General features: G+C 71.3%; 18 protein-coding genes. 2 read left to right on the plus strand and 16 right to left on the minus strand.

The genetic code is table 11. The features are described 5' to 3' along the window. Positions 1–2,364 (plus strand): GGDEF and EAL domain-containing protein (locus LR393_RS32585; protein ID WP_231489061.1); only part of this gene is annotated, 2,364 nt, incomplete at its 5' end. A 3-nt stretch (positions 2,365–2,367) separates the two neighbouring features. Here LR393_RS32585 and LR393_RS32590 read toward each other — a convergent pair. The 14 genes from LR393_RS32590 to LR393_RS32655 all read right to left on the minus strand — a co-directional run bounded on the left by LR393_RS32590 (position 2,368) and on the right by LR393_RS32655 (position 15,588). Beyond that, positions 2,368–2,661 carry a PLD nuclease N-terminal domain-containing protein gene (locus LR393_RS32590; RefSeq protein WP_231489062.1) on the minus strand — a complete coding sequence of 98 codons (294 nt, stop codon included), beginning with the start codon at positions 2,659–2,661 and terminating at the stop codon, positions 2,368–2,370. A 101-nt stretch (positions 2,662–2,762) separates the two neighbouring features. Then, complete coding sequence (ccsB, locus tag LR393_RS32595) at positions 2,763–3,713, minus strand: c-type cytochrome biogenesis protein CcsB (protein ID WP_269328265.1); 951 nt, start codon at positions 3,711–3,713, stop codon at positions 2,763–2,765. 54 nt (positions 3,714–3,767) lie between these two features. After that, the gene (resB, locus tag LR393_RS32600; protein WP_231489064.1) at positions 3,768–5,486 is read right to left on the minus strand and encodes a cytochrome c biogenesis protein ResB; all 1,719 of its coding nucleotides are present in this window, start codon (positions 5,484–5,486) and stop codon (positions 3,768–3,770) included. A 1-nt stretch (position 5,487) separates the two neighbouring features. Further along, positions 5,488–6,222 carry a cytochrome c biogenesis CcdA family protein gene (locus tag LR393_RS32605; RefSeq protein WP_231489065.1) on the minus strand — a complete coding sequence of 245 codons (735 nt, stop codon included), beginning with the start codon at positions 6,220–6,222 and terminating at the stop codon, positions 5,488–5,490. After that, positions 6,219–6,770, minus strand: a complete 552-nt coding sequence (locus LR393_RS32610; RefSeq protein WP_231489066.1) for a TlpA family protein disulfide reductase — start codon at positions 6,768–6,770, stop codon at positions 6,219–6,221. The genes LR393_RS32605 and LR393_RS32610 overlap by 4 nt, the downstream gene beginning before the upstream one ends. A gap of 5 nt (positions 6,771–6,775) precedes the next feature. Continuing rightward, a complete protein-coding gene (locus LR393_RS32615) occupies positions 6,776–7,441 on the minus strand; it encodes a histidine phosphatase family protein (RefSeq protein ID WP_345718755.1) in 666 nt (221 codons plus the stop codon). Positions 7,442–7,563: 122 nt separating this feature from the next. Continuing rightward, complete coding sequence (gene hemL / locus LR393_RS32620; protein ID WP_231489068.1) at positions 7,564–8,901, minus strand: glutamate-1-semialdehyde 2,1-aminomutase; 1,338 nt, start codon at positions 8,899–8,901, stop codon at positions 7,564–7,566. A 72-nt stretch (positions 8,902–8,973) separates the two neighbouring features. Then, complete coding sequence (locus LR393_RS32625; RefSeq protein WP_231489069.1) at positions 8,974–9,180, minus strand: hypothetical protein; 207 nt, start codon at positions 9,178–9,180, stop codon at positions 8,974–8,976. A 155-nt stretch (positions 9,181–9,335) separates the two neighbouring features. Then, a complete protein-coding gene (hemB, locus tag LR393_RS32630) occupies positions 9,336–10,319 on the minus strand; it encodes a porphobilinogen synthase (protein WP_231489070.1) in 984 nt (327 codons plus the stop codon). Further along, a complete protein-coding gene (locus tag LR393_RS32635) occupies positions 10,316–11,932 on the minus strand; it encodes a bifunctional uroporphyrinogen-III C-methyltransferase/uroporphyrinogen-III synthase (protein ID WP_231489071.1) in 1,617 nt (538 codons plus the stop codon). The genes hemB and LR393_RS32635 overlap by 4 nt, the downstream gene beginning before the upstream one ends. Beyond that, entirely contained in the window at positions 11,929–12,951 is a 1,023-nt protein-coding gene (gene hemC / locus LR393_RS32640; RefSeq protein ID WP_345718754.1) for a hydroxymethylbilane synthase, read from the minus strand. Before hemC ends, LR393_RS32635 begins: the two co-directional genes overlap by 4 nt. 65 nt (positions 12,952–13,016) lie before the next feature. Next, complete coding sequence (locus LR393_RS32645; protein ID WP_231489073.1) at positions 13,017–14,387, minus strand: glutamyl-tRNA reductase; 1,371 nt, start codon at positions 14,385–14,387, stop codon at positions 13,017–13,019. Further along, positions 14,384–15,169, minus strand: coding sequence for a redox-sensing transcriptional repressor Rex (locus LR393_RS32650; protein ID WP_231489074.1), 786 nt, complete (start codon positions 15,167–15,169; stop codon positions 14,384–14,386). The genes LR393_RS32645 and LR393_RS32650 overlap by 4 nt, the downstream gene beginning before the upstream one ends. Before the next feature lie 131 nt (positions 15,170–15,300). After that, positions 15,301–15,588, minus strand: a complete 288-nt coding sequence (locus LR393_RS32655; protein WP_231489075.1) for a glutaredoxin family protein — start codon at positions 15,586–15,588, stop codon at positions 15,301–15,303. Between the two features lie 138 nt (positions 15,589–15,726). On the opposite strand from LR393_RS32655, the gene LR393_RS32660 reads away from it, so the two are divergent. Then, on the plus strand, positions 15,727–16,557 hold the full coding sequence (locus LR393_RS32660; protein WP_231489076.1) for an HAD family hydrolase: 831 nt from the start codon (positions 15,727–15,729) through the stop codon (positions 16,555–16,557). On the opposite strand, the gene LR393_RS32665 is transcribed toward LR393_RS32660, so the two are convergent. Then, the gene (locus tag LR393_RS32665) at positions 16,533–17,660 is read right to left on the minus strand and encodes a lysophospholipid acyltransferase family protein (protein ID WP_231489077.1); all 1,128 of its coding nucleotides are present in this window, start codon (positions 17,658–17,660) and stop codon (positions 16,533–16,535) included. The two genes, LR393_RS32660 and LR393_RS32665, sit on opposite strands and share 25 nt — an antisense overlap. Continuing rightward, entirely contained in the window at positions 17,657–18,739 is a 1,083-nt protein-coding gene (locus LR393_RS32670; RefSeq protein WP_231489078.1) for an NAD-dependent epimerase/dehydratase family protein, read from the minus strand. Before LR393_RS32670 ends, LR393_RS32665 begins: the two co-directional genes overlap by 4 nt. Positions 18,740–18,795: the final 56 nt, after the last annotated feature.

The raw sequence follows: 18,795 nt of genomic DNA on the forward strand, positions 1-18,795 counted from the left end.
GTCGAGCAGCCCAAGCTGCTGACCCCGCCGATGGCCGTCGCCAACCCGCTGCGCGACCCGGTCTCCCACGCCCAGGAGTGCGGTTTCGACACCCTGGCGTTCGGGGCCGGCCGGCACCCCGACCCGCGCGCCGGAAGCGGCATCCCGTGGCCCCGGTCGGCGGCCCACCCCGCCGGGCCGGAGGACCGCAGAGCCGACGACGAGGACAGCGACACCGCCGAGTGGGAACTGCCCGCACCGATGGCGATCGACCTGTCCGACGGGCCGAAGCTGATCCGCCACCCCCAGCCGCCGGAACCCTCGAAGGAGCCCTCGAAGGAACCGGCGGAAGACCTGCGGGTGCTCACCCGCACCACGTTCGACCCGGCCCCCGAGCCGGTCGTCCCCCCGGCCGCGGTACTCCCCACCGAACCCCGCCGGATGCCGGAAGCCCTTCTCACCCTGGTGCTGTCGCTGATCGCCACGGCCACCGCCTGGGCCGTCGCCGCACCACCCCCGGTCTGGCTGACCCTGTCCGTCCTGCCCCTCGCCGGCCTGATGGCCCTGCTGCTGCCGGGTTTCACCGCCGCCCGGCTGCTGCGCGCCACCGCCCTGCTCGGCGCCGCGGCCGCCCTGCCCGTGCTCCAGCCCGCCCTGACCCCGGTGTCGCTGGTGATCGCCCTGACCACCGTGGCCTCCTACCCGCTGCTGGTCGGCCCGGTCGCGGGCTGGACCGTCACCGCGCTCGGCGTGACCGCCCTGAGCGGCGCCCTGACCGGGCGCACCCTGATCGACGGCCCGGCCCGGATCGCGCGCCTGCTGGCGAACCCGCAGGACCATCCCGTCGTCGGCATCCAGATCGCGCTCGGCTCGGGCGTACTCGTCGCCGCGCTGGTCGGGATCACCTCCACCGCGGCCCGCCGCCGCCTGACCCGCGCCGCCAGTGCCGCCCGGGCCGGTGAACGCCAGGCCTGGGCCCGGACCGCCGCACTCGCCGCGTCGTCGTCGCTCGACCCGGCCACCGGCCTGCCGAACCGGGACGGCCTGCTGCGGGCGCTGGAACTCTCCCTCGCCCCGCCGGACCGCCGGCCCGTCGGCCTGGTGCTCGCCGAGGTGGACCGGTTCGACGACCTGGCCGACAGCCTGGGCGCGAGCACGGCCGACGAGCTGGCCGAGCAGGTGGGGGCCCGGATCGCCGGGCACTTCCCGGGCTACCTGGTGGCCCGGGTGTCCCGGGCGCAGTTCGCCGTGGTGCTCACCGAGAACCTGCTCCCGCCGAACGCCGACACCTGCGCCGACGTGGCCCGTGTGATCAGCCGCCGGCTGGACGAGCCGGTCCTCGCCGGGGCCCGCGAGTTCAGCCTGACCTGCTCGCTCGGCGGGGCCGTCTCCGGGCCCGACCCGATCACCTCGCCCGGCCCGATCGCCGCCGGCGGCCTGACCACCACCCCCGGCCTGACCACCGCCGACGACCTGCTGCAGGCCGCCGACGAGGCCGTGCGCACGGCCCGGGGCCGGGGCCGGGGCCGCTGGGCCATGTTCGACACCGCGCTGCGGGCCCAGAGCCAGGTGCGGGCCGGCCTGGAACAGGAACTGCGGCACGCGGTGCGGATGGGCCTGATCGAGATCGACTTCCAGCCCATGCTCGCCCTCGGCAGCGGGGTGGACGACGACGACCGGATCGCCGGGGCCCAGGCCCTGCCGCGCTGGCGGCGGCAGGACGGCGTCACCGTGACCGCGTCCACCTTCGTGCCGCTGGCCGACGATCTCGGCCTGGGCGTCACCCTCGGCCTGCAGACCATCAACCGCGCCCTGGCCGCCCTGGTGATCTGGCGGCACGAGGGCGTCGGCGTCGATCAGATCTGGGTGAACCTCTCCCCCGCCCAGCTCGAGGATCCCGACTTCGCCCACGAGGTCGCGGCCCAGCTGGCCATCCGCGGCCTGGCCGCGTCGTCACTGGTGCTCCAGGTGAGCGCGGGCGAACTGGTGGAGTCGGAAGCGGCTCTGCGGACCCTGGGCCTGCTGCGCTCGCTGCGGATCTTCGTGGCACTGGGCGATTTCGGCTGCGGCGGTACCTCGCTGACCATGCTGCGGCGGCTGCCGATCAGCGCGGTGAAGCTGGACGGCCGGCTGGCCCCGGACCTGAACGAGTTCGGTGAGGGCGACGACGTGCCCCGGGCCGCGGCCCGGCTGTGCCACTCGCTCGGGCTCCAGGTGATCTGTGAGTCGGTGCAGACCGCGCAGCAGCTGGAGGGTGCGCGGCAGATCGGGGCCGACGCCGTGCAGGGCAGTGCGATCGCGCGGCCGATGTCGGCCCAGGACGTGACCAACCTGCTCACCCTGCGCATGCCGCGCGAACTGCGGCTGCGCTCGGAGAAGCAGTAAGCGTTACTTCTTCTCGCCGTCGTCGGGCTTGGGCCTGCGCACATCGAGATTGCGCAGGAACTCGGGGTCGTCGTCCGGCCCCACGGTGCGCAACCGGCGCGGCGGCTGATTGCCCGGCGACGACTGGCGCCCGAAGAGGATCCAGGTCACTCCCCCGAGCAGCGGGATCAGCACGATGAACAGCAACCACAGCGGTTTCGGAAGGGTACGTATCTCGTCGTCGGCGCTCCGCAGGCAGTCGATGGCGGCGTAGATGGTGACCCCGATCACCGCGAGCACGAAGAGAACTCTGGCCATTGACCAATGGTAGGTGTTCGGTCCGCGTCGCGCCGGACCAGAAAACGACGGAGGACGCCGACCCGCGCGGGTCGGCGTCCTCCGTCGTGGTTTTCGAAGATCTATCCGACGCCGGCGTAGGAGTGCAGACCGGAGAAGAAGATGTTCACCCCGAACCAGTTGAACATCAGGCAGAAGAACGCCACGCAGGCCAGGTAGGCGGCCCGGCGGCCGTCCCAGCCGCGGGTCGCGCGGGCGTGCAGGTAGGAGGCGTAGGCGACCCAGATGACGAAGCTCCAGATCTCCTTCGGGTCCCAGTTCCAGTAGCGGCCCCACGACTTCTCCGCCCAGATCGCCCCGGCGATCAGAGTGAACGTCCAGAGCGGGAAGGCCACGGCGTAGAGCCGGTAGGAGGTGCGGTCCAGCACCCCGGCGCTGGGCAGCTTCTCCATGAACGCGCCCCGCAACGGCGGCTTCCCGGCCGCGGCCAGCGCCTCCCGGCGGTCCTGCACGAGCTGCAGCACGGTCAGGGAGAAGCCGAGCACGAAGAGCGCGGAGGCCACGAAGGCGACCGACACGTGCACGACCAGCCAGGTGCTCTGCAGCGCCGGCACCAGCTGGGCGGCGTCGGTGTAGAACACGGCGATGGCCAGGCCCAGCGTGAGCAGTACCGGGCCGATCACGAACGTGCCGAGGAACCGCAGGTCGGCGCGCCAGAGCGCGATCAGGTAGACGGCGGTCACGACGACCGAGCCACTGATCGAGAACTCGTACATGTTGCCCCACGGCACCCGGTCCACCGAGAGACCGCGGCAGACCACGGCACCGATGTGCAGGGCCAGGGCCACCCAGGTCACCATCACGGCGATGGCCACGGTCTGGCGCTTCTCGCTCGAGGTGTCACCGGCCGCCAGCGAGGTGCGGGGCAGTTCGGTGCCGCCGGCACCCGGGCCGTTGAGGGTCAGCACGCTGCCCTCGCCGAACTCCTGCTGCCGCACACCGGGACTGGCCACCCGGCCGCGGCCGGAGAGGTCGATGGCGAAGGCGATCAGCGCGACCGCGTAGGCCGCCATCGCCGAATAGATCAGGTTGTTGCTCAGATGCGCCAGATTCTCGTTGACGCCCACTCAGACTCCTTCGCCCGGCGGCTCGTGGCGCCTCGCCGGCTCATCGTTCGTCCCGCCCGCGGTTTCGGGCGCTTTCTCTTCCACCGAGTCCACCGGGTCAGCCGGGTCGACCCGGTCTGGCACCGCGGCCATCAGCAGGCTACGCACCTCTTCGGCGAGTTGCGTGTCCTCGGTCCGCGACAGGCCGCCGATCCCGACGGCGGTGATGCCACCCGCCGACGGGGTGACCCGGAACCAGACCCGGCGGCGACGGACGAACAGCGAGGCCGTCACGCCGCACAGGGCCGCGAGGGCGAAGACCAGCACGTAGATCTTCGTCGGGTCGTACCGCACGTCGAGGGCGACGTACCGGGTGACACCGTCGAAGGTGACGGTGCCGTTGCCCCCGGGCAGTTTCACGCTCTCGCCGACGCCGATGGTCTTGGTGAACTGCTTGCCGTCGGAGCCCTTGATCGCGGTCAGCCGGCTGGTGTCGAGCACGTAGACCGAGCGTCCGACGCCGTCGTCCAGACCCAGGTCACCCGTGAAGGCGTAGAGCTGGAGCTTGGGGTTGTCGTCGTCCGGGAACACCGAGATCTCGGCGCCGGTGTCGGGGTCGGTGCTCGCCGTCGGCAGGAACACGGCCATCAGGCCGAGCTGCTTCGGCTTGGCGTCGGCCGCCTTCACCACCCCGGTGGAGGTGTAGTTCGAGTCGGTCGACAGGAACGGCACCGCTCCGGAGGCGACCACATTGCCCTCGCCGTCGCGCACGGTGATCTTCGGGGCGTAGCCGTTACCGACCAGGAACACCCGGGAGCCGTTCACGTCGAGCGGGTCATTGACCTTGATCGTGCGTTCCACCGGTGTGGCGCCGGGCTTCTCGATCACCTCGAGCTTGCCCTCGAAGTCGCGGGCCGCGCCGAACTGATTGCCGGTCGAGACCTTGTCGAAGTCGGCGTCGAAACTCTTCAGCGTGAACGAGTAGGGCGCCAGGTCGTCGGAGCCCACCGCGCGGCCCCCGGTGAAGGAGTCGTACTGCGGCAGGGTGTTCGACCATTTGTCGCCGACCACCACCACGCTCTGGCCGGAGTAGCTGATGAACGAGCCGATCGCCATCGTGGCGAGCAGGCCGAGCAGCGACAGGTGGAAGACCAGGTTGCCGGTCTCGCTGAGCAGGCCGCGGTCGGCCGAGAGCGTGTCACCGTCGTGCGCGTGCACCCGGTAGCGCTTGCGGCGCAGCGCCTTACGGGCAGCCGCGAGCACCTCGGCGGACGACGCCGCGGTGTGGGTGGTCGCGTGCACCGGCATGCGTTCCAGCCGGCGCGGGGCGCGGGGCGGCTTCGCCCGCAGGGCCCGGTACTGCTGCCGGGTGCGCGGCACCACGCAGCCGATCAGCGAGATGAACAGCAGCAGATAGATCGCGGAGAACCAGGGCGAGCCGTAGACGTCGAAGCCGTCGAGCCGCCGTACCCAGGGCCCCAGGTCGGGGTGGTCCTCGAGGAACGTGCTGACCTTGGACGGGTCGATCCGGGTCTGCGGGATCAGCGAGCCCGGCACCGCGGCGAAAGCCAGCAGCATCAGCAGGATCAGCGCCGTGCGCATGCTGGTCAGCTGGCGCCACATCCAGCGCAGCCAGCCCAGGGGGCTCAGCTTCGGCTGGGCCACGTCCCGCTGGGCGTCGAGCCGGGGCATCTTGCCCTTCTGCCCCGGCCTCAGCTCGATCTCGTCGTCGACGCTCATCTCAGACCGCCAATTCGAAGCCGGCGATGAAGCCCTGGCTGCTGGCGATCAGGTGCGCCCACAGACCGGACACGAGCATCACGCCGATCAGCACGAGCATGGCGCCGCCGAAGCGGGTGATCGCGACGCGGTGCCGGCGCAGCACGCCGAACGCCGTCATGGCCCGCCGGTAGGCGAGGGCGGCCAGCAGGAACGGCAGGCCCAGGCCCATGCAGTAGGCGAAGGCCAGCAGCCCGCCGCGCTGCGCGTCGCCGAAACCGCTGGACAGCGAGACGATCGCGGTGAGGGTGGGGCCGATACAGGGGGTCCAGCCGAGCCCGAAGACCACTCCGAGCAAAGGCGCGCCGATCAGGCCGGCGGCCGGGCGGACGTTCATCCGCTTCTCCCCGGCGAGCTTCGGCACGAAACCGGCGAAGACCAGGCCGAGCACGATCGTCACCCCGCCGAGCACGCGGGTGATGACGTCGTTGTACTCCATCAGCGAGCGCCCCAGCGCCCCCGCGATCCAGCCCATGGTGACGAAGACCGCGGTGAACCCGGCGATGAACAGGCTCACGCCGAGCACCATCCGGCCCCGGCGCTGCTGCTCCAGGTCTTCCCCGGTGAGACCGGTGACGTAGCCGAGGTATCCGGGCACGAGCGGGAGGACGCACGGGGAGGCGAACGAGATGAACCCGGCCAGGACGGCGATCGGGATGGCCAGCAGCAGCGGCCCGCTCAGCACGGTGCCGGTCACGCGGGCGTGTCCTTGGCGATGTCGTTCACGACGTCCGTCAGGGTCACCTTGCTGACCACACCGACGTAGCGGCCGGCGATCCGGCCCTTGGCGTCGAGGATCAGGGTGACCGGGATGGTCTGCGAGGTGACCGCCCCGTTCAGGTTCAGCAGCAGATCACCCTCGTCGAACAGGCTCGGGTAGGTGATGCCGAATTCCTTCTCGTGCGTCTTCGCCCCGGTACGGGTGTCACGGAAGGCGATCCCGACGAAGCTGGTGCTGTCTTCCAGCGCCTGGTAGGAGTCTTCGAGCGCCGGGGCCTCGGTCCGGCAGGGCCCGCACCACGAGCCCCACACGTTCATCACGAGCGGCTTGCCGCGCAGCGTGGCGATGTTCAGCTTGTCGCCGTCCACCGTGGTGCCGGACATCTCGATCGGTGACTTGCGGTCGGCGACGGGGATGATCTGGACGGTGTCACTGCTGTTCGAGGAACCGGAGCAACCCGCCACCGCCAGCACGAGCGCGCCGGCGGCAGCGGTGACGGCCCAGCGCCGCCCTGGAGAAGACATGACAGTCAGGCTCCCGCAATTTTCTGTGCGCCGGGAAGCAGGTCCCGGGAAGGCTCGGTGTAGGCCACCGAGACGATCTTGTCGTCGTGGTAGGTGATCGACGTGACCGAGGCCAGCGAGCACTCCCGCTTGCGGGGGTCGTGCCACAGACGCCGGTTCTCCGCCTTCAGACGGGCCATCCAGATCGGCAGCTGGTGACTCACCAGCACCGCCTCGTGGCCGACCGCCTTGTCGCGGGCGTCGGCCGCGCCGGCCAGCATCCGGGTGGCGACCTGCTCGTACGGCTCGCCCCAGCTCGGCCGGAACGGGTTGCGCAGATGCCACCAGTGCTGCGGGTGCCGCAGCGACCCGTCGCCCACGCCGAACGTCAGACCCTGGAAAACGCTGGTGCCCTCGGTGATCCGCGGGTCGAGACCGACCTCGAGGTGGTGCGTGGCGGCGACCGGCGCGGCGGTCTGCTGCGCGCGCTCCATCGGCGAGCCGATCACCAGCACCACGTCGCGGGTGCTGAAGAAGCCCGCGGCCCGCTCGGCCATCCGCTCGCCCAGCTCGGAGAGCCGGAAGCCGGGCAGGCGCCCGTAGAAGATGCCCTGCGGGTTGTAGACCTCACCGTGGCGCAGGAGGTGCACCACCGTGCGGTGGTTCGCCTCGTCGCCGGCCGGCTGGTGCACGACCCCGGCGTTCACCTCCGGATCCACGTCGGGCAGGTGGTCCGGCGCCGACGGCACGTCGGGATGGATCAGCTCGGCATTGGTGGGCGTGGTGGTGCTCTCACCGCTGGGCGGGTTCTCGGTCACCGTTCCATACTCCCAGCTTCGGCGGCGGCCCTCGCGGCCCGGGGAAGAGCGGCCACGACGGCGTCGAGCACGGCGTCGTCGTGCGCGGCGGAGAGGAACCAGGCCTCGAACGCGCTCGGCGGCAGGTACACGCCCTGGCTCAGCATCGAGTGGAAGAACGCGGCGAACGCCGGCAGGTTCTGCTGACGCGCCTGGTCATAGTTGCTCACCGCGTCCAGATCGGTGAAGAACACGCTGAACATCGAGCCGGCGAACTGGATCGCGTGCGGCACGCCCGCGGTGTTCAGGGCGTCGCGCACCTCGCCGGCCAGCCGGGCGGACGCGGACAGCAGATGGGCGTAGACGTCGTCCGTGCAGTTGCGCAGGGTGGCGAGCCCGGCCGCGGTGGCGACCGGGTTACCGGAGAGGGTGCCGGCCTGGTAGACCGGGCCGGACGGAGCCAGGTGCGCCATCACGTCGGCGCGGCCGCCGAAGGCCGCGGCCGGGAAGCCACCGCCCATCACCTTGCCGAAGGTGAGCAGGTCGGGGGTCGTGCCCCCGGAGAGCCCGTGCCAGCCCGCCTTCGAGACCCGGAAGCCGGTCATCACCTCGTCGGAGACCAGCAGCGCGCCGTGAAGCCGGGTGAGGTCGCGCAGGGCGGTCTCGAACTCGGCGGTGGGCGGGACCACGCCCATGTTGCCGGCGGCGGCCTCGGTGATGACGGCGGCGATCTGCGCGCCGTCCACCTCGAAGATCTGGGTGAGGGCCTCGACGTCGTTGTACGGCAGGACGATCGTGTCGGCGGCCGCGGCGCCGGTGACACCGGGGGTGTCCGGCAGCGCGAAGGTGGCCAGGCCCGACCCGGCCGCGGCCAGCAGGCTGTCGACGTGGCCGTGGTAGCAGCCCGCGAACTTGACGATCTTGCTACGGCCGGTGAACCCCCGGGCCAGGCGGATGGCACTCATCGTCGCCTCGGTGCCGCTGGAGACCAGGCGTACCTGCTCGACCGGCTCGACCCGGGAGACGATCTCCTCGGCCAGGGCGACCTCGCCCGGCGTCGGTGTGCCGAACGAGAACCCGTTCGCGGCAGCCGCGGACACCGCGTCGACCACTGCCGGGTGCCGGTGCCCGAGGATCATCGGGCCCCAGGAGCAGACCAGGTCGACGTAACGTCGCCCGTCGGCGTCGAAGAGATACGCTCCCTCGCCCCGGACCATGAACCGCGGTGTGCCCCCGACGGCGCGGAAGGCGCGCACCGGAGAATTGACACCACCGGGTGTCACGGCAGAGGCGCGTTCGAAAAGCGCCTGCGAGGTGGGAGCGTCGGCCGGGTAGTCCCCACTGACGTCTGTCACCCCGGCAGTGTCCCAGCTCCGGCCCCGGGACCCGCTATCGGGGGTCCGGGGGCCCGTTGATCTTGGCGCTGGTCAGAGGTACATGTCGACCCGGCCGCCGCCCACGGCCTGGATCGCTGCCAGCTGGGCGGCCTGGGCGGCCACCAGGGCCGCGTCCGCCGCCCGCTGGGCCAGTTGCCGGGACACCTGACGCTGGGCCATGGCCGCCATCGACGACAACAGGTCAGCGCCTCCGGTACCCACGTACCCGTACTGGTTGCTCACTGTTCCTACGCTCATGGCCGTCCTCCTGGGCCGAACGAGTTGGGGCCCCCGGTCCGGGGACCGCGGGCCCCGATCCGGCCCACACCCTCCCGATCGGCCGGGTCACCCGTGACCCAAGGAGCCGGTCGGGTGATTCTTGGAGGACGAATCCGTAGCCGTGCGTGCGTGGTTCAGTGAGAACGCAGCGAAGTTGCTACTTCCGTGGCCCAATACGTGAGGATGATCGACGCTCCGGCGCGACGGATACTCAGGAGCGACTCGTGGATCGCCCGCTCGCGGTCGATCCAGCCGTTCGCGGCGGCCGCCTCGATCATCGCGTACTCACCCGAGATCTGGTAGGCCGCAACGGGTACACCGAACCGGTCGACCGCCCGGGCGACCACGTCGAGGTAGCTCATAGCCGGCTTCACCATCACGATGTCGGCGCCCTCGGCGAGGTCCTGCTCGATCTCGCGCAGGCCTTCCTCACCGTTCGCCGGGTCCTGCTGATAGGTGCGGCGGTCGCCCTCCAGGCTGGAGTCCACCGCCTCGCGGAACGGGCCGTAGAACGCCGAGGCGTACTTGGCGCTGTAGGCCAGCACCGAGACGTCCTGGAACCCCTTCCCGTCCAGGGCCTGACGCACGACGGCCACCTGGCCGTCCATCATCCCGCTGGGCCCGACCATGTGGACGCCGGCCTCGGCCAGCGCCACCCCCATGTCGGCGTAACGCACCAGAGTGGCGTCGTTGTCGACCCGGCCGTCGGGCGTCAGCACGCCGCAGTGACCGTGGTCGGTGAACTCGTCCAGGCACAGGTCGGCCATCACCACCAGGTCGTCACCGACCTCGGCGCGCACGTCGGCCACGGCCTGGTTGAGGATGCCCTGCGGATCGGTGGCGCCGGACCCGACGGCGTCTTTCCCCGCCGGGACACCGAACAGCATGATCCCGCCCAGCCCGAGGCCGGCGGCCTCGGCCGCCGCCTTGCGCAGCGATTCGCGGGTGTGCTGGTACACCCCCGGCATCGAGCTGATCGGATGCGGCTCGGACAGGCCTTCCCGGACGAAGACCGGCAGCACCAGTTCGGCCGGATGCAGCCGGGTCTCGCCGACCAGGCGGCGCACCGCGGGGTTCACCCGCAGGCGGCGCGGCCGGACGGCCGGGAACCCGCTCACTTCGCGGTCCGGCGGGCGGCGCCCTTGCGCTGACTCGGGCGCAGCACCGGCTCACCGGCCTCGTCGGCGCTGAGCCGCAGCCCGGCGCCGTACTCGGCCAGGGCCGCGACCAGGTCGTCGGCGCTCGGCTCGGCGGCCAGCACGTCGACCCTCAGACCGTGCTCCTCCGCGGTCTTCGCGGTCTGCGGGCCGATACAGGCGACCACCGTGGTGGAGTGCGGCTTGCCCGCGATGCCGACCAGGTTGCGCACGGTCGAGGACGAGGTGAAGACGACCGCGTCGAAGTGACCGCTCTTGATCGCCTCCCGGGTCTCGGCGGGCGGCGGCGCGGCCCGGACGGTGCGGTAGGCCGTGACGTCGTCCACCTCCCAGCCGTTCTGCTCCAGGCCGGCCACCAGGGTGTCGGTGGCGATGTCGGCGCGGGGCAGGAAGACCCGGTTGATCGGGTCGAGCACCTCGTCGTAGGGCGGCCAGCACTCCAGCAGGCCGAGCGCGGACTGGTTCTCGGCCGGCATCAGGTCGGGCTCGATACCCCAGTCGCGCAGTGCTGAGGCGGTGACCCCGCCCACGGCCGCGACCTTGAGCCCGGCGAACGCGCGGGCGTCCAGGCCGAACTCCTCGAACTTCTCCCGCACCGCGCGCACGGCGTTGACGCTGGTGAAACCGATCCACTCGTAGCGGCCGGTGACCAGGCCCTTGACCGCCTTCTCCATCTGGTGCGGCGTGCGCGGCGGCTCGACCGAGATGGTGGGCACCACCTGGGCGGTGGCGCCGTGGTCGGCGAGCGCGGAGACGATGCCCCCGGCCTGCTGCTTGGTACGCGGCACGAGCACCCGCCAGCCGAACAGCGGCTTGGTCTCGAACCAGGAGGCCTTCTCCCGCAGGGCGGCGGCCTCGCCGATCACCGCGGTCATCGGCTTGTCCATCTTGGCCGAGGCCAGCAGCGGGATCAGCTCACCGAGGGCGCAGGCGATGGAACGCTGCCGGGTGGTGGTGCCGTGCGAGGTGACGACGACCGGGGTGGTGGCCTTGCGGCCGGCCGAGAGCAGACCGTCGGCGGCGTTGGAGATGTCTTCCTCGGCGCCCAGCACGACCAGGGTGGTGCCGGTGGAGGCGTGCAGCTTCCAGTTCACGGTCTCGCCGTGCGGGTAGAGCACGTGCACGCTGCTCACCCCGGGCGGGGTGAGAGGCACACCGGCGTAAGCGGGAACGGCCGACGCGGCCGAGACACCGGGCACCACCTCGAAGGGCAGCGACTGCTTGCGGCAGGCCGTGATCTCCTCGGCCAGACCGGTGAACGTGGCCGGGTCGCCGTCCATCAGGCGTACCACCCGGGCCCCGGTCCTCGCCGCGGTCACCACGACCTTGGCCCGGCCGGCCCGCGTCATCGGCTGGCCGTCCTCGCCGAAACCGGCGTCCACGATCTCGACGCCGGGCCGGCAGTACCGGCTGATCATCGTCTCCCGCGGGATCTGGTCGACGACGACGACGTCCGCCTCGCCGAGCCGTTCCACGGCCCGGAGGGTGAGCAGGCCGTCATCGCCGGGGCCGGCACCGACGAAGGCCACGTATCCGCCGGGAGCAGCCTTCTTGCTGGTGGTGGTCGAGGTCACGAGTCACCTTCTCTTGCCAGAGCCTCGTCGGCCGCCGGCACGGGGTCTGGTACAGGGATCAGGAGGGCGGCGCCGGCGTCGAGCATCTGCTCGGCGAGCGCACGGCCCAGGGTGGTGGCGACCGGCTCGTCCGCGCGGGGGTCGCACACAGGAGCGGTCGCGGTGTGGCGGATGCTCGTCGCGCCGTCGGTGGAACCGGCGAACGCGGTCAGCGTCAGCGTCTGGTCCTCGCCTGAGTTCTGGTAGGTGGCCAGGGCGCCCACCGGGGCGGCGCAGCCGGCCTCGAGCCGCGCCAGCAGCGCCCTCTCGGCCAGCACACAGACGCGGGTGACGGCATCGTCGATCAGCCGCAGGGCAGCCAGGAGCGCGACCGCCTCCGGGCGGCACTCCACGGCGAGTGCGCCCTGCCCGGGGGCGGGCAGCATCTGCTCGGAGGTGAAGACGTGGGTGGCCTCGGCGTGCCGGCCGATGCGGCGCAGGCCGGCCAGGGCCAGCACCACGGCGTCGACCTCGCCGGTCGTCACCTTGCCGATGCGGGTGTCGATGTTGCCGCGGATGCCGATGATCGTGATGTCGTCGCGCAGCGCGAGCATCTGGGCCGCGCGGCGGGGTGAGCCGGTGCCGATCACCGAGCCGGCCGGGAGCTCGTCGAAGCCCAGGTCGTCGCGGCCGATCAGCACGTCGGCCGGGCACTCCCGGCGCGGCACGCTGGCCAGTGTCAGGCCCTCGGGCTGGGCGTTGGGCAGGTCCTTGAGCGAGTGCACGGCGAAGTCGCACTCGTCGCGCAGCACGGCCTCACGCAGCGCGGAGACGAACACGCCGGTGCCGCCGAGACTGGTCAGCGGGGTGTTCGAGGCGGCCGAGACGTCGCCCGAGGTGACCACCTCGACCAGCTCGACCCGGAACTCGCGCTCCGGGGCGACCAGCGACAGCGCGGTGACCAGGCGGTCGGCGAACCACTGCGACTGGGTGCGGGCGAGTTGGCTGCGGCGGGTCCCCAGCCGCAGCACGCTGGGCAGGTCGTCGAGCTCCGGCACCAGGCCGGAGCGGCCGGACGTCGACGAGAAGAGGTTGTCGAGCGTGGTCACGAAGCTCCTCCGCTGTGGCCGAGCAGCGCGGAGAGGTCGGTCATCGAGTCCTGCTCCAGGGTGACGGCGAGCTCCACCCCGGGCAGTTCCCCGGCCTTGGCCTCCGGCGCGGGGCCGAGATTGAACAACAGGCGCAGCGCCTCGGCGTAGGTGTCGCCACCCGGCGCGGCCGCGAGTTCCTTCACCCGCACGGTGGGCTGGTGCAGGAGTTTCTCCACCACCCGGTGCACGGTCTGTTCCAGCTCGGCGAAGACGCCGGGGTCGAGCCCGTCCAGGCGGCCGGACAGCCGCCCGAGCTCCGCCTCCATCACCGAGCGGGCCATGGCGCGCAGAGCGACGACGGTCGGCGCGACCTCCTTGGCTCGCTGATCCGCGAGATAGGTCGCGACCTCGAGCTCGACCATCGCGCGGGCCTCGGCCAGGTCTTCGGCCAGGCCCTGCGCGGTCAGGATCTGGCCGAGGTGTTCCAGGTCGAACACCTGGGTGCTGGGCAGGTCGGCGATCTCCGGTTCCACGTCGCGGGGCAGTGCCAGGTCGATGTAGACCTGCGGGCGGCCGTTCCGGGCCGCAGCGGCGAGTTCCGCCGCCTCGCGCCGCACCAGGTAGCCGGTGGCCCCGGCGCAGGCGATCACCAGGTCGGCCGCGGCCAGAGCGGACTGCAGCTGCTCCAGCGGCACCGGCGTCCCGTCGGCCGACTCGGCCAGGCGCTGGGCGCGCGGCAGGGTGCGGCTGCAGACGGAGATCGAGCCGGCCTGGGCGCGGTACGCGGAGGCTACGGACAGGCCACTCATCGCTCCCGCGCCGAGCACCAGCACGTTCAGGCCGGACAGCGGGCCGAGCACCTCGCCGGCCGTGCGCAGACCGGCCTCGACCAGACTCGGCGCAGCCTTGTCGAGCAGGGTCTCGGAGTGCACGCGCTTGCCCACCCGCAGGGCGTTCTGCACCAGATGGCCGATGGTGCGCCCGGCCGAGCCGGTGGCCTGGGCGGAGCGCAGCGCCACCCGGACCTGCCCGAGGATCTGCTGCTCCCCCACGGCCATCGAGTCCAGCCCGCAGGTGACCTGGAAGAGGTGGGCGACCGCGGCGTTCTCGTAGTGCACATAGAGGTGCTCGGTGAGCTCGTCCAGCGGCACGCCGGTGGCCTCGGCCAGCCCGGCCCCGATCTCGCCGATGCCGCCGTGGAACTTGCTGACCTCCGCGTACACCTCGAGCCGGTTGCAGGTGACCAGGGCGATCGCCTCGGCGACGTGGTCACCCCGGCAGAGCCTGGCCACCAGGTCGGACGCAGCCTGCGTGTTCAGCGTGGTGCGTTCCAGCAGCCCGATCGGGGCGGTGCGGTGCGACAGCCCGACGATCATGATGCTCATCCGGCTGCCTCGGCTCTCGACTTCGTCAGGGTGGTGCGGGGTTCCCCGATGGCGCCCAGCGCCTCGGACAGGTCCTGCGGTTCTGCCGGCATCTCGCCGGCCAGGCGGCCGGCGGCGCGGCGCTGCTCGTGGAAAGCCAGGATCTGGAGCTCGGTGGCCAGGTCGACGCGGCGCACCATCACGCCGTCGGGCACGGTGAGCACGCACGGGGCGAAGTTGAGCACCCCGGTGACCCCGGCGGCGACGAGCCGGTCACAGATCTCCTGGGCCGCGGGCCCGGGCGTGGCGACCACGCCGATCTGGATGCCGAGCGACGACACCGTCTGGTCGAGCGAATCCAGGCCGGTGACGGTGAGACCGGCCACAGTTTCCCCGACGACCCGGGCATCGGCGTCGACCAGAGCCGCGACGGTGAATCCCCGGGAGGTGAATCCGCCGTAGTTCGCGAGCGCGTGGCCAAGATTTCCGATTCCGACGATCACGACCTTCCAGTCCTGCGTCAGACCGAGTTCACGCGAAATTTGGTAAATCAAGTACTGGACCTCGTAACCCACACCACGTGTTCCGTACGAACCGAGGTGGGAAAGGTCTTTACGAAGTTTTGCGGAACCGACTCCGGCAGCCGTGGCGAGCTCCTCGGACGAGACGGTCGCCACACCACGCTCGGCGAGGGCGGTGAGCGCCTGGAGGTAGAACGGAAGCCGGGAGACCGTTGCCTCGGGTATTCCGTCGCGGGTGGCTCGCTCTGAACGGACGAGCCGCGCGGGGCGTGGTCGGGTCACAGTCGGCCGGCTCCTTCGATGCCTTTGGTACCCCTGATGAGGGACGACTGGCGCCTTGTGACCGGCGCAGTCATGCCGGAGTTTCGTTACCCAGCCTAAGCGCTTGTGAACGTATGCACAAAGTTGCCAACTCATCGGTCACGGCGGGAGAAGAAGCCTTTACGCCGGGTGAGGGCCGTTCGCAGCCGCTGCTCGTCGACCCGCCAGTAGTCGTGCTGCGCGCCGTCGACCAGCACCACCGGGATCTGCTCGGCATAGCGGGCGGCCAGATCGGGGTGGTCCGAAATGGAAATTTCCTTCCAGCCTGCCCCGGTTTCGATTGAGACTTTTTCCACAACGATCCGGGCGTCGTCGCACAAATGGCAACCGGGTTTGCCGATCAGAGTGATTCGCGGCTGATCGTCGGTAACGTCTGGCACGCACCCAACATTACGTCCCCACCCTTCCCCGTAACCCACTCGTGACCTCCGGCAATTCATGGTTGTTCAGGCCGGCGTCACTTCCTGTCGGCGTTGCCCGGCCTGTACCCGGGTGGGCGCACGCGTAGACTCCCCGCCATGTCGGACGCCGAGATCCGGATGGTGGAGAGCCACTCCCCACCGGCTCGCCCGGGCGACCCGACCGCGGCCGCCTTCTTCGACGTGGACAACACCATCGTCCGCGGGGCATCGATCTTCCATCTGGCCCGAGGTCTTTATCACCGCGGTTTCCTCACGCCGCGCGACATCTGCCGGTTCGCCCTGCAACAGGCCCGCTTCCTGGCCGTCGGCGAGCACCCGCACGCGCTGGCCGAGGTGCAGACCCGCGCCCTGGCGTTCATCGCCGGGCGGTCGGTCGCCGAGATGCGCACCATCGGTGAGGAGGTCTTCGAAGACATCCTGACCAACAAGATCTGGCCCGGCACACTGGCTCTGGCCCGCATGCACGAAGACGCCGGGCAGCGGGTCTGGCTGGTCACCGCCACCCCGATCGAGATCGCCGAGGTGATCGCCCAGCGCCTGGCCCTGACCGGCGCCCTGGGCACGATCTCCGAGCACGTCGACGGCCGGTACACCGGCCAGCTGGTCGGGGCCCCGATGCACGGCGAGGCCAAGGCCGACGCCGTCTCCGCCCTGGCCCGGCGCGAAGGTCTGTCACTGCGCCGGTGCGCCGCCTACAGCGACTCCTCCAACGACATCCCGCTGCTCTCCCTGGTCGGCCACCCGGTCGCGATCAACCCCGACTCCCGGCTGCGGGCCCACGCCCGGGCCAACGGCTGGCAGGTGCACGACTACCGCACCACCCGGCGCGCGGCGAAGATCGGGCTGCCCGCCGCCGGGGCCGGAGTGGTGGCCGGTTTCGCCGCCGGCGCGCTGGCCCACCGTCAGAAGAAGACCGACCGGCGCTGAACCAGCAGCGAGTAGAGGGTCTGCTGGATCGTCTGGCGGACCCGGTCGGTCAGGTCGAACACCAGGATCGGGTCGTCCGCCGCCTGCGGTCCGGCCGCCTCCGGCAGGATCGGCGGGCCGAACTCGATCAGCCACTTGCTCGGCAGCGGCACCGCGCCGAGCGGTCCCAGCAGCGGGAAGAACGGCGTCACCGGTAGGTAGGGCAGACCCAGGAGCCGGGCCAGCGCCGGAACGTTGGCGATGATCGGGTAGATCTCCTCGGCCCCCACGATCGAGCACGGCACGATCGGCACCCCGGTGCGCAGCGCCGCCGACACGAACCCGCCGCGACCGAACCGCTGCAGTTTGTAGCGCTCGGAGAAGGGTTTCCCGATGCCCTTGTAGCCCTCCGGCCAGACCCCGACGAGTTCCCCCGACGACAGCAGCCGTTCGGCATCCGGGTTGGCCGCCAGGGTGGCGCCCGCCCTCCGCGCCAGCGTCGAGAGCACCGGCGTCTGGAAGACCAGGTCGCCGCCGAGGATGCGCAGGTGGCGCTCGCGTTCCTCGCGCACCGCCACGGCCGTCATCAGGGCGTCCACCGGGATCGCCCCGGAGTGGTTGGCCACGATCAGCGCCCCGCCGGTGGCCGGGATGTTCTCCGCACCTCTCACCTCCACCCGGAACCAGTTCTTGTACAGCGGGCGCAGCAGGCTGAGGGGTACCGCGTCGGCGAACGCCGGATCGAAACCGAACTCGTCCATCTCGTAGTCGCCGGCCAGACGGGTCCGGAGGAACTCGAGGAGATCGAGCAGCCGGTCCGGGGCGTCGTCGGGGTGAGGTGCCTCGTCCTCCATTTTGTTCTCGCTCTGCTCGTCGGGCACCTCGGTGATCGCGGTGAGCATCGACTGACCGATCTGCCCGGCGATCGAGAGCACCATCGAGGCGGTGGACGAGGCGGGCACCACCGTGGGCCGCGCGATCGCCGCGTCGGGAACCGCCGGGGGCGGCTCGTCCGGCACCGAGAGCAGGGGGTTCAGGTGACGCCGGTTGCGTTCGGCCGCGGCCCGCGCGGCACCCGCGCGTACCTGGCCGGCGGCGATGCCGTCGGGGTCGGTCGCGCTCACGGGGTGTCCGGGAATGGAGGACGAGGCTGAGCTTCCGCGGTCCGGGTGGCCCTCGCGGACCCCGGCGGGCGGAGCCAGTTCACGACCTTGCGCTCGACCGCGTTCACCACCTCGGGCGAGAGCGGACCGCGCAGTCCGCGGGTGCGCACGAAATCCAGGAACGCCTCACGGGTGGTGTACGCCGGCTCGAGGCCGAGTTGCTCACGCATGCGGGTGGTGTCGAGGCAGCGGCCGAAGCGCAGGTAACGCACCTGGTCGGGGCTGAAGTCGGCGAGACCGCCGCGGTGGTAGACGCTACCCATCAGCCCGGCCAGGCGCGGTGGCAACCCGACGGTCGGACGGCCCGCGAACCCGGCCGCCTGCCCCAGGCCGATCACGCCGTCCCCCGCCACGTTGATCACGCCCTGCGCGTCGCCGAGCGTGGCCCGGCGGATCGCCTCCAGCGCGTCGTCCTCGTGCAGGAACTGCAGGCGCGGGTCGAAGCCGAGCACCCCCGGGATCACCGGCAGGCTGAAGTAGTCGGTCATCGAGGTGCGGATGCCCGGGCCGACGATGTTCGCCGGCCGCAGGGTCACCACCTCGACCTCGGGCCGGCGGCGGCTGAACCCGCGCACGTACTCCTCGACCTCGGCCGAGTCCTTGCCCCAGCCGGTGCGCGGCGGATGCTTTCCCACCAGGGTCTCGGTGAACATGGCCGGATCGCGCGGGCTACTGCCGTAGACCGCCGAGGTGGACTTCACCACCAGCCGTCGCAGCCGGGTCGCCCGCTGGCAGGCGGCGAGCAGCTGCATCGTGCCGATCACGTTGATTTCTTTCTGCGCCGTGCGGCCCCCGGCCGAGACCGGGGTGGCGATCACGCTCATGTGCACGACGGTGTCCACGCCGGTCTGCTCGATGATCCGGCCGATCATCGAGTTCCGGATGTCGGCCCGCACGAACTCCGCGGCGCCGATGTCGTAGGGCGGGGCGATGACATCGACCCCCACCACCCGGTCCACCCCGGGTTCCTGCGCGAGCAGCCGGGCAAAGCGGGCACCGAGATAGCGGGCGACCCCGGTCACCAGCACCGACCTGCTCATACCGCCACCGAACCTTTCCCATTCTGACGCACGAAACGCACAAAGCACGCGCGGCG

This window comes from Kineosporia mesophila (assembly GCF_021129235.1).
Classification (GTDB): Bacteria; Actinomycetota; Actinomycetes; order Actinomycetales; family Kineosporiaceae; genus Kineosporia; species Kineosporia mesophila.

Excerpts from the sequence above, each read along its gene's own strand:
- LR393_RS32590 (WP_231489062.1), bottom strand. The coding sequence starts at position 2,661 with ATGGCCAGAGTTCTCTTCGTGCTCGCGGTGATCGGGGTCACCATCTAC.
- ccsB (WP_269328265.1), bottom strand. The coding sequence starts at position 3,713 with ATGGCGGCCTACGCGGTCGCGCTGATCGCCTTCGCCATCGACCTCTCC.
- resB (WP_231489064.1), bottom strand. The coding sequence starts at position 5,486 with ATGAGCGTCGACGACGAGATCGAGCTGAGGCCGGGGCAGAAGGGCAAG.
- LR393_RS32610 (WP_231489066.1), bottom strand. The coding sequence starts at position 6,770 with ATGTCTTCTCCAGGGCGGCGCTGGGCCGTCACCGCTGCCGCCGGCGCG.
- LR393_RS32625 (WP_231489069.1), bottom strand. The coding sequence starts at position 9,180 with ATGAGCGTAGGAACAGTGAGCAACCAGTACGGGTACGTGGGTACCGGA.
- LR393_RS32645 (WP_231489073.1), bottom strand. The coding sequence starts at position 14,387 with ATGAGCATCATGATCGTCGGGCTGTCGCACCGCACCGCCCCGATCGGG.
- LR393_RS32660 (WP_231489076.1), top strand. The coding sequence starts at position 15,727 with ATGTCGGACGCCGAGATCCGGATGGTGGAGAGCCACTCCCCACCGGCT.
- LR393_RS32670 (WP_231489078.1), bottom strand. The coding sequence starts at position 18,739 with ATGAGCAGGTCGGTGCTGGTGACCGGGGTCGCCCGCTATCTCGGTGCC.